Annotated in this window: 2 protein-coding genes; both read left to right on the top strand. The window is 63.2% G+C overall.

The annotated features are described in order from the left end of the window. On the top strand, nucleotides 1-522 hold a 522-nt coding region (locus tag K4G64_RS39510), incomplete at its 5' end, for a DUF5753 domain-containing protein (RefSeq protein WP_221760652.1). Next, the coding region (locus K4G64_RS39505) for a DUF397 domain-containing protein (protein WP_221760653.1) at nucleotides 519-685 on the top strand (167 nt) is incomplete at its 3' end. The genes K4G64_RS39510 and K4G64_RS39505, both read left to right, overlap by 4 nt.

Genomic DNA, 685 nt, shown 5'->3' with positions numbered 1-685 from the left:
GTGTGCCTGTGCTCGTACGAGTGTCGGTTGGTGCCGGGGCTGTTGCAGTCGGAGATGTATGCGCGGGCGGTGTTCGACAACAGCATCCCGCTGCTGACCGACGAGCAGATGGAGGCGCAGGTCGCGGCTCGAATGGAACGGCAGGCGATGATGCGGGAGCGGCCGACCGTGCCGTTCGGCTTCATCGTGGAGGAGTCGGTTTTCCGACGCGGGCTGGGTGGGGCGCAGGTCCAGTCGAACATGCTGGACCAAGTGCTTGAGCTCACCGCGCCGCGCAACGTGACGCTTCAAGTGGTGCCACTGGAGTTGGAGTTCCATGGGTGCCTGGACGGGCCCATGCGGATCTTGGAGTCTCCGGAAGGGCGGCGGCTCGGGTACTCCGAGGGGCAGCAGAACGGTCGGCTGATCTCCGACGCGAAAGAGATGAGCCTGCTCTGTCGACGCTATGACACACTGCGCTCGCAGGCACTCAACCCCAACGAATCGCGAGACCTGCTGGAACGACTGCGAGGAGAACTATGAGCAGCAGCAGGCATGAACTCGCCTGGTTCAAGTCGAGTTACAGCGGCACGCAGGGTGACGACTGTGTAGAGATCGCGATCGCCGAACATGCCATCCACGTCAGGGACTCGAAGGACACCGCTCGCCCGTCCTTCACAGTCAGCCAAGAAGCCTGGGCTCCCTT

This window comes from Streptomyces sp. WAC04114 (genome assembly GCF_019733245.1).
GTDB lineage: Bacteria > Actinomycetota > Actinomycetes > Streptomycetales > Streptomycetaceae > Streptomyces > Streptomyces massasporeus_A.
Note: the sequence above shows the minus strand (reverse complement) of the source record. Positions and strands in the feature narration are given on the sequence as shown.